The sequence below is a fragment of the Raineya sp. genome (assembly GCF_053497555.1).
Genome location: NZ_JBRCWE010000045.1, coordinates 19,136 through 28,135 on the forward strand (window position 1 = coordinate 19,136; position 9,000 = coordinate 28,135).

The following is a 9,000-nucleotide window of genomic DNA, read 5'->3' on the forward strand; positions in this document are numbered from 1 at the left end:
AACCTTGGAAAAAGAAAAAAGTAAAATCGGACGTATCGTTGATGCAAAAATCATTAAAAGGCTATACGCTTATACCAAGCCCTATCGCTTTACTTTTTATAGTGTTGTATTGCTCACCCTACTGATTGCCGTTTTAGGACCCATACGTCCTTATTTGGTGCAGTATGCCGTAGATAACTATATGGTTGAAGGCAAAGAAAGCCTACTTCTGCAAATTACGTGGGTGATGATAGCCTTATTGATTTTACAAACGCTTGTGCAATATGCACACACGTATTATTCGGGCTGGCTTGGGCAAACTATTATCAAGGATATTCGCTTGCAATTGTACCAAAAGATTTTAAGTCTGCGGCTTAAATTTTTTGATAAAACCCCTATTGGTAGGCTGGTTACCCGCAATATATCCGATATTGAAACGCTTTCCAATGTTTTTGGCGACGGCATTGCGGCAATTGTTGCTGATATTTTGCAAATTTTGGCAATTCTGGTAATGATGTTCCTGACCAATTGGCGACTTACGCTTGTGAGCCTTTCAATGCTACCCTTTCTGCTTATTACTACCTATATTTTTAAGGAAAAAATCAAAGTAGCTTTTGCACAAGTGCGTACTGCTGTAGCCAATCTAAATACCTTTGTGCAAGAGCATATATCGGGAATGAACATAGTGCAAATTTTTGCAATGGAGGAGCAAGAGGCTCAAAAATTCAATGAAATCAACAAAGAGCATCGTAAAGCCAATTTGAAATCGGTGTTGTATTATTCGGTGTATTTCCCTGTGGCAGAAATTATTAGTGCCGCAGGTACAGGGCTTTTGGTATGGTATGGAGCAGGCGAAGTAATAGAAGAATATACTACTTTGGGCGTGCTTATTGCCTTTATGATGTATATTTCGCTATTTTTCCGCCCGATACGTATGATAGCCGACCGATTTAATACCTTACAACTGGCTATTGTAAGCTCTGAAAGAGTGCTAAATCTTTTGGATAATCAAGAAGATGTAATGCCAAATGGTAGTTTGCGTCCCAAAGGTTTGCAGGGCGATATACGCTTTGAAAACGTTTGGTTTGCCTACAACGAGGAACATTGGGTACTCAAAGATGTTTCTTTTCACGCCAGACCCGGCGAAACCATTGCTTTTGTAGGGGCAACAGGGGCAGGCAAATCTTCCATTATCAACCTTATCAATCGTTTTTATGAAATTCGGCGAGGGCAAATATTCATTGATAATGTGCCTATTCAGCAGTACGACCTTGCCACTTTACGTTCTCATATAGGCGTAGTGTTGCAAGATGTATTTCTTTTTTCAGGTTCTATTCGAGAAAATATTACTTTGGGCAATTCCGATATTTCTGATGAAACGATATGGCAAGCCGCCGAACTCGTAGGAGCAAAAAGTTTTATTGAAAAACTCAATGGAGGTTTAGATTACCAAGTAATGGAACGAGGAGCAACGCTATCCGTAGGACAAAGACAACTGATTTCCTTCATTAGAGCGATGGTCTATAAGCCCGAAATTATTATTTTGGACGAAGCAACTTCTTCCGTAGATACAGAAACCGAAGAACTTATCCAAGAAGCTATTACCAAACTGATGCAAGGCAGAACAGCGATTGTTATTGCTCATAGGCTTTCTACCATTCAGCACGCCGATAAAATTGTTGTATTAGACAAAGGGGAAATCAAAGAAATTGGCACTCACGAAGAACTGCTCAAACAAAACGGATATTATACCAAACTTTACCAAATGCAATTTGCAGGAGAATATGTATAAAAAACGACTTCATTTACCTTGAAATGAAGTCGCTGTATGCGTTTTTAAGAAATTACAACTTCTTACCCTCCGATGAGTTGCATTACTTTCATAGCTACGCCCATATCGCCTTTTACTTTGATTTTTCCCATCATAAAGGCATTCATAGCATTGAGGTTACCTTCTAAAAGTTTTACGGCATCACTTGCCGAAAGGCTTACGGTGCAATCAGCGTCTTTATCTTCTTGGCTAATTACATTAGGCACTTGTTTGGCATCAACATAGAGCGTGCCTTCGTCTGTTACAAATTTTACGGTTGCATTCAAACGGCTATCTTCGCCTACAATAGCAATGACTTTTTCTTGAAATACAGGAAAACTCATCTTTGTTTTGTGTTTATGGTTAGAAACAAATTTTTATTTTGCAAAGCTATAAAAACATTTGAAAAAAAGCAGGAAAGTGCCAACTTTTTTCTAACGAAACCTATTCATTACCAAAACGCCTGTAATGATAAGGCTCATACCTGCAAGATGAAACATAGTAATACTTTCGCCACTCAAAACCCCTAAACTCACTCCTACAAGCGGAATAACATACGTAACAGAACTTGCAAAAAGAGGAGAGGAAATTTGCAGAAGTTTGTAAAACAAAATAGAACTAATACCCGAGCCTATAATGCCCAAAAGCATAACATAAATGAGTGCTTCATAGCCTTTGCTGTGGCTTTCAAGCGTGTTTAGGAAGTCTGTAAAGCCAAACAAAATAATATTTGCCACCAGCCCAACCATAAAAATTGAAATGGTTGTGATGTGAATAGGTTTGACTTCCGCTAAAAATTTCCCTGTCAGATTTACATTAAAGCCATAGCCCAGCGTAGCCCCTACAATCAGCAAGGCATAAGCATTGAATTGCAAGTTACCTTTTTGGTAAAAAATAAGTACTGTTCCCATTATGCCCAAAAAAATACCAATAGCTTTTTGCCAAAGGGCTTTTTTACGAAAAAAAACAATGCCTACCAAGAAGGTAAAAAAAGGCGTAAGCGAATTGAGAATACTGGCTACCGAACTGCTAATTTGCGTTTGAGCAATTGCGAAAAGAAAAGCAGGAATTAAATTTCCAAGCAAACCCGAAAGCAACAAAAAGCCCCATTTGCGAAAAGCCACTTGCCTAAAATGCCAAAAAAAGGGTACAAGTACCACCAAAAAAGCAGAAGCTATCCGCAAACTGGCTACTTGCATTGGCGAAAAAACTTCTAAACCTTTTTTGATAAGCAGAAAAGAAGTTCCCCAAATGGCAGAAAGGGCAATGAGCAAAATCCAAGCAGTAAGTGGGTATTTGTGTGTCTGTTGGGCGGATTGTGTGAGTGTAGGCATAAAATTCAAAGCGAAGCTGGTATGAGCTTTTAAGAGCTTAACGCTGAAAAAGGAAATAAATTGTATCAAAAAAACCCTGCTTTTGCAGGGCTTTGAATTATTCTTCGGTTTGTTTCAATCTTTCGCGATAGGCGGCACGCAATACAGTTCTACGACGAGCAACCGACTTCTTTTCAAAGAAAGCACGATTACGCAATTCACGCAAGATGCCTGTTTTTTCAAACTTCTTTTTGAAGCGTTTGAGAGCCTTATCTATGTTTTCGTTTTCTTTTACTTGTATTACAATCATTGCTTGACACCTCCTTTATTTTTAGGACTGCAATATTAGGGAAAATTTTTTAAGCCTGCAAATACTTTTTGCTTTTTTCTTTTTCGCATTTGCCCAATTTTTCAGAAATTGCAAACCCAAAGCAAAAAACCAAAAATATATGAAAATTATTGTGCCAATGGCAGGTTTGGGTAAGCGTATGCGTCCTCATACGCTCAGCACTCCCAAACCCTTGTTACCTATTGCAGGAAAACCAATTGTAATGCGGCTTGTAGAAGATATCGTACGCATTTGTGGGCAAAAAGTAGATGAGATAGCCTTTGTAATTCACCCAAGTTTTGGCGAGAAAGTTGAAAAAAATCTTTTAGCAGTAGCCGAAAGATTAGGCTCAAAAGGAAAAATTTGCTATCAAGAAGAACCTCTTGGCACGGCTCACGCAATTTTATGTGCCAGCGAAAGTTTAGAAGGAAATGTAGTAGTAGCCTTTGCCGATACGCTATTCAAAGCTGATTTCCAACTGGATACTACCAAAGATGGTATTATTTGGGTGCAAAAAATTGAAGACCCTCGCCAGTTTGGCGTGGTAAAGCTCAACGAGCAAGGCGAAATTGTTGAATTTATAGAAAAACCACAAACTTTTGTTTCCAATTTGGCGATAATTGGCATTTATTACTTCAAAGATGGGGCTTATCTCAAAAAGCATTTGCAGTATCTTTTGGATAACAACATCAAAGATAAGGGCGAATATCAGCTTACCAATGCCCTTGAAAATATGAAAAATGAAGGTACAAAATTCAGTACAGGAGAAGTGATAGAATGGCTGGATTGTGGCAACAAAGATGTTACGGTTTATACCAATCAGCGATATTTGCATTTCTTGCAAGAAAGAAACGAACCTCTGAAAGCCAAATCTGCTCAAATTGAAAATAGCGTTATTATTGAGCCTTGCTTTGTTGATGAAGAGGTGAGAATTATCAATAGCGTTGTGGGACCTTATGTTTCGGTAGGCAAAGGGACACAAATTCAAAATTCGGTGATAAAAAATTGTATTATTCAGGAAAATAGCCATTTAGAAAATTTGAATTTACACAATTCTATGATAGGTAGCTCTGTAAAATGGGTAACCCAACCGCTGAATGTGAGTGTAGGAGATTTTAACCAAATTTTGTAATGCAACATAGCAACGCTTCCAAAGATTTCATTTTTGGCATAAGGGCAATTATTGAAGCCATTAGGGCGGGTAAAGAAATAGATAAATTGCTTATCCAACAAGATGTAGGCAAATCGGCACTGATGAGCGAGCTATTGGGGCTTGCCAAAAGCGTGCAAATTCCTTTGCAGAGAGTACCTGTTTTCAAACTCAATAAAATTACTGCCAAAAATCATCAGGGGGCAATTGCGTTTCTTTCACAAATAGACTATGTAAGTTTTGAAAATATCTTGCAAAGCACTTTTGAAAAAGCTGAAGTCCCTCTTTTCTTGCTTTTGGATAGCATTACTGATGTACGCAACTTGGGAGCGATAGCTCGTAGTGCGGAGGGCTTGGGAGTGCATTGCCTTATTGTTCCTGAAAAAAATTCAGCACAAATCAATAGTGATGCTATCAAGACTTCGGCAGGGGCTTTGCATCATTTGCCCGTAGCCCGAGTAAAAAGTTTGCTTCACGCTGTAAAATACTTACAAGAGGCGGGTTTGCAAGTGGTTGCTTGTACCGAAAAAGCTACTGAAAATATTTACGAGGTAGATTTTTCTATTCCTACGGCTTTGGTAATGGGTGCAGAAGATACAGGTATAGCCACTGCTATTCTGAAACAATGCGAAAAATTAGCCAAAATTCCAATGCAGGGAAAAGTAGATTCTTTGAATGTTTCGGTTTCGGCAGGTATAGTGCTATATGAGGTAATCAGACAAAGGGCTGAAATAGTAAAGAAGGCTTCACTTTAAGGAGTGAAGCCTTCTAAGGTAAATCTATTTGTAATTATTTGCGTTCAAAAAATTCAGGGTTTGGATTTCAAGACTTTATCTTTCATTTGTTATGTCTGACCTCAATTGTCTGAAATCTTTTTCCTGTTTCTCTTATCTATTGTTTTACAATTTTTTCCACAAAAGTCTTTTCTTGGGTAATTATTTTGCAATAGTAAGTATCAGGGGCAATTTGTGGTACTTGTACAAAGGTATCGGCAAAGTATGAGCGTTTTTCAAAGCTAACATTGCTTATTATCTTACCTGTATTATCAAACACAATAATTTGCACACTACCCAAATACTTGCCTTGCAAAATAGCATTGAAGCCGTTGCCACTGAAAGGATTGGGCAAGAGTGTAAGTTGTAGATTTTCGGGAGCAACGTAGAAAGTTCTTTCTACGGGTTCGGCGGGGTGATACACATTATTACCGGGCTGACTGGCACGAATAGTTACAAAGCCTATGCCACCAAAAATTACGTTTTTACCACTTAGAGTAACATTACCACTTACTACTTCCAAAGTTACAGGTAAGCCACTGGAAGCAGAAACGTTTAGCTGAAAGCCACTTTCAGTGATTATTTTATCGGCAACGGGTTCAAAATTGATAACCTGATTGCGTTTGATAACCTCAAAACTTTGCTCTACATCAGCGGCAGGCTCAAAGTAGTAGTTGCCCGGTTGCGAGGCTCTTATACGAATATTGCCCGCCTGATTGAATACTACTGTGTTACCAGAAATAGAAGCTGTACCCGAAACAACCGAAAAGGTAATAGGCAAACCTCTGTTGGAAACGGCATTCAGCGTTACAGGGCTTTCATCTACGTATTTGGTGCTTATGGGGCTAAATGTAATGCTTTGCGTACCTCTTTGCACCGTAATAGTAAATACATTGCTTACTGAGCCACCTCTGCCGTCGTTGGCGGTAATGGTAATAGTGGTGGTGTTAATATCTTCGGCGGTAAAAGTTACTTCGTTGCCTGATTGTGTGATATTTACAACTCCCGTAGGCGAGGCTGTAATGTTAAACGTGAGATTATCGCCGTCAGGGTCGCTGAATATTGTGGAAATATCATTGATTACAAAAGGAGTGTCTGCATAGCGAATAGTTTGATTGGCAACAGGATTTACTACCACAGGGGGACGATTCACGGTTACCGTGAAACTCTGACTGCGTTTGCAACCTGCATTGTCAGTAGCTTCTACGGTTACGGTAGTAGTGCCTGCTCCTGCAATAGCAAGTGTAAGAATATTTCCTAAAACACTCGGATTGACAACCCCAGACGGAGAGGCAGTTGCCGTATAAGTCATTGAGCCACCTTCGGGGTCTATGAAAGCCCCCGAAAGGTTAATGGTAGGGCTTCCGTCAGAAATTTGATACAACTGGTTGGCAATAGGCGTACCTATGTTAGGAATTTGGTTGATAGTAACCGTTCTTGAAACAGATGTCAAGGACTTAGCAAGCCAGCGGCTATAAGGCGTACAAGTTACAGAACGCACAGGTGCCGAAGGATTCCAAGTAATGCTGATGCTGTGTTTATATTGATAGTTGGTTGTATTGATAGTGCCACCTACTACCTGCCAATCGTAATAAAAATTGGCATTGGTGCTTAAAGTGTAAGTTTGGGTAAGTTCGTTGCTACAAACTACATTAGGACCGCTTAAAGTTACATCAACAGGCTTGAGACGAAAATCATAGAAAAAATCGCTACCGCGTGGTGCAATGTCGGTGTACAAATTTGTGCCATCAAAATGTACGCCGTGCCCGCGATTGGTATAGCCCCAAAAACGATAAGGAGCATTCAGAGCAATCGCTCTTGCTCTTAAATCATTACTTCCGTGAACAGTAGGCAGATTAAAACCGGGTAGCCAGTTAAAGTTGGAAAAAGGTTCGCCATTATTATAGGGGATAACATCATCATCAGAGCTGTGGAAATAAACGCCAGGTGCGTCGTTGGGTCCTTCCATAAAGCCGGGAACGGTTTGGCTGAAAGGGGGGTCTTGTTTGCCCAAAGCTCCTGCAAAACCCATTGCCGCATTGGCTTTGCCACTAACGGGGTTTCCATTGATATCTAATTTGTTATCTCCTACTGCGTCAAGTGTGCCTAAATTGGGGTAATCAACCATATATGTGTACGTAGAAAGGGGTCTTTCTGTTTCTCTATCTAAATAAATATTGTGCAAAGCAATAAAAGCCCCTGCACTATGCCCTGCAATAAAAATCTGATTAGGGTCTATTTTGTAAGTATTGGCATTATTTCTAAAAAACCTTACAGCGGAACGTCCATCTTGCACTCCACGATATACAGCTCTTTTAGAAAGTTGTTCATTATTGATAGCCATTCCTAAACGATAATCTATGGTGGCAGTTACAAAGCCTCGCCGAGCAAAGGCTTGGCAGAGTTGTATCATACTTGTTTCGGTACGCGAACCTGTAACAAAACCTCCCCCAAAACAGAAAATAATAACAGGACGTTTGGTAAGAGTGTCTATGGTTTGGTTGGGTTGATAAATATCCATTCGTAATGTTACAGTTTGACCTTGTGGAGATGTAATAGTACCATAACGGTCTTCGTGTGCAAATTGAATACCAAAAAAATTAGTAGTATGCACGTGAGGAATATTAGTGCTAAATACCACATTGTTGGTGGTAACCAGTTGGGCATTGGTGAAAATTTCACTTTTATACCTATCGGGCAAGGGCTGTGCTATCACTGAGCAAGCCACCCACCAGCCAAGCAGAAGTGTAAAAATTTTTCTCATAAGCATTTATTTTTGGAGTAGTTAATTGCAATTACTTTGGTAGTTATTTACGTTCAAAAGGTTCAAAAGTTTGGGTAAAATACTATATCCAATGTTCTAAATCCTGTTTCCTATTTCCCTTTATACACAAACAATTACTTATTTTTGAACTAATTGATAGGTTTTTTGTTGTAAGGCTCTATCTTGCACAAATTTATTTTTTATTTCCTCGTAACGTTTGGGGCTTAGTCCTTTTTCTTTAATTTTTTTTGCAAAATCGGCATCATATTTATCTTTTTCAATTTGTAGGCATTTTTGGATTTTTTCCATTTCTTGCTTTTCACTTTCCGATAGTTTGGGGTTGTAGCCTGTGGCTTGTGCTTGCATAATTTCTGTCATTCTTTGTTCAGAGATTTTGCTTTTGGCTACACAACGAGGCATTAGGGTAGGCAAATCAAAGGGGTTGCTTAATTCGTACTGGTAGAGATGATAAAACTTGATAAGCTCTTCATCTTTGAAATTCTGTGCTAATACAAATAGAGTAGAAAAGCATAAAGCAATAGTAAGTAAATTTTTTTTCATAAGCATACTTAAACTTTGCGTTCAAAAATTGTTCTGCAAACATACGAATTTATTTTGAAGCAAACAAGCAATGAAACAAAATTTTGTTTGGTAAATTTAGACTAAATCCACGAAAAGAAAAATAAAGAAATTTCAAAAGTTTTTTCTGCCTTATTTTATTTGGATTTCTCGGAATTTAGCTATTTTGAAAGCTAAGTCCCTTGTAAATTTTATTTAGTGGTATTTGAGTTCCTAATTTTTCAAGGGGAATGTTATCGTTGAGGTTTTCGTAAAATCTAAAAATCCAGAAATCCCCATTTCGCTCATAAATTTCTACACGAGG

General features: G+C 38.7%; 8 protein-coding genes. 3 read left to right on the forward strand and 5 right to left on the reverse strand.

The genetic code is table 11. From position 1 onward, the window contains the following. The first annotated feature begins 4 nt into the window (after positions 1–4). On the forward strand, positions 5–1,771 hold the full coding sequence (locus tag ACWITO_RS05520) for an ABC transporter ATP-binding protein (protein WP_448529004.1): 1,767 nt from the start codon (positions 5–7) through the stop codon (positions 1,769–1,771). 62 nt (positions 1,772–1,833) lie between these two features. Here the strand turns inward: ACWITO_RS05520 and ACWITO_RS05525 are convergent, their stop codons facing one another. The 3 genes from ACWITO_RS05525 to rpsU form a co-directional block, all read right to left on the reverse strand. Beyond that, the gene (locus ACWITO_RS05525; RefSeq protein WP_448529005.1) at positions 1,834–2,133 is read right to left on the reverse strand and encodes an SCP2 sterol-binding domain-containing protein; all 300 of its coding nucleotides are present in this window, start codon (positions 2,131–2,133) and stop codon (positions 1,834–1,836) included. A 90-nt stretch (positions 2,134–2,223) separates the two neighbouring features. Further along, positions 2,224–3,192: a DMT family transporter gene (locus ACWITO_RS05530; protein ID WP_448529006.1), complete on the reverse strand. Its 969-nt coding sequence runs from the start codon at positions 3,190–3,192 to the stop codon at positions 2,224–2,226. A gap of 28 nt (positions 3,193–3,220) precedes the next feature. After that, positions 3,221–3,412, reverse strand: coding sequence for a 30S ribosomal protein S21 (rpsU, locus tag ACWITO_RS05535; protein WP_101359864.1), 192 nt, complete (start codon positions 3,410–3,412; stop codon positions 3,221–3,223). A gap of 139 nt (positions 3,413–3,551) precedes the next feature. Here rpsU and ACWITO_RS05540 point away from each other — a divergent pair, with 139 nt between their 5' ends. Both ACWITO_RS05540 and rlmB read left to right on the forward strand, forming a co-directional pair. After that, the gene (locus ACWITO_RS05540) at positions 3,552–4,562 is read left to right on the forward strand and encodes a sugar phosphate nucleotidyltransferase (protein WP_448529007.1); all 1,011 of its coding nucleotides are present in this window, start codon (positions 3,552–3,554) and stop codon (positions 4,560–4,562) included. Next, a complete protein-coding gene (gene rlmB, locus ACWITO_RS05545; RefSeq protein ID WP_448529008.1) occupies positions 4,562–5,335 on the forward strand; it encodes a 23S rRNA (guanosine(2251)-2'-O)-methyltransferase RlmB in 774 nt (257 codons plus the stop codon). Before ACWITO_RS05540 ends, rlmB begins: the two co-directional genes overlap by 1 nt. A gap of 136 nt (positions 5,336–5,471) precedes the next feature. Here the strand turns inward: rlmB and ACWITO_RS05550 are convergent, their stop codons facing one another. Beyond that, positions 5,472–8,117 carry a carboxylesterase family protein gene (locus ACWITO_RS05550; RefSeq protein ID WP_448529009.1) on the reverse strand — a complete coding sequence of 882 codons (2,646 nt, stop codon included), beginning with the start codon at positions 8,115–8,117 and terminating at the stop codon, positions 5,472–5,474. A gap of 138 nt (positions 8,118–8,255) precedes the next feature. After that, positions 8,256–8,678 carry a DUF4168 domain-containing protein gene (locus ACWITO_RS05555; protein WP_448529010.1) on the reverse strand — a complete coding sequence of 141 codons (423 nt, stop codon included), beginning with the start codon at positions 8,676–8,678 and terminating at the stop codon, positions 8,256–8,258. Positions 8,679–9,000: the final 322 nt, after the last annotated feature.

Excerpts from the sequence above, each read along its gene's own strand:
- rpsU (WP_101359864.1), bottom strand. The coding sequence starts at position 3,412 with ATGATTGTAATACAAGTAAAAGAAAACGAAAACATAGATAAGGCTCTC.
- ACWITO_RS05525 (WP_448529005.1), bottom strand. The coding sequence starts at position 2,133 with ATGAGTTTTCCTGTATTTCAAGAAAAAGTCATTGCTATTGTAGGCGAA.
- ACWITO_RS05550 (WP_448529009.1), bottom strand. The coding sequence starts at position 8,117 with ATGAGAAAAATTTTTACACTTCTGCTTGGCTGGTGGGTGGCTTGCTCA.
- ACWITO_RS05555 (WP_448529010.1), bottom strand. The coding sequence starts at position 8,678 with ATGAAAAAAAATTTACTTACTATTGCTTTATGCTTTTCTACTCTATTT.
- ACWITO_RS05540 (WP_448529007.1), top strand. The coding sequence starts at position 3,552 with ATGAAAATTATTGTGCCAATGGCAGGTTTGGGTAAGCGTATGCGTCCT.
- rlmB (WP_448529008.1), top strand. The coding sequence starts at position 4,562 with ATGCAACATAGCAACGCTTCCAAAGATTTCATTTTTGGCATAAGGGCA.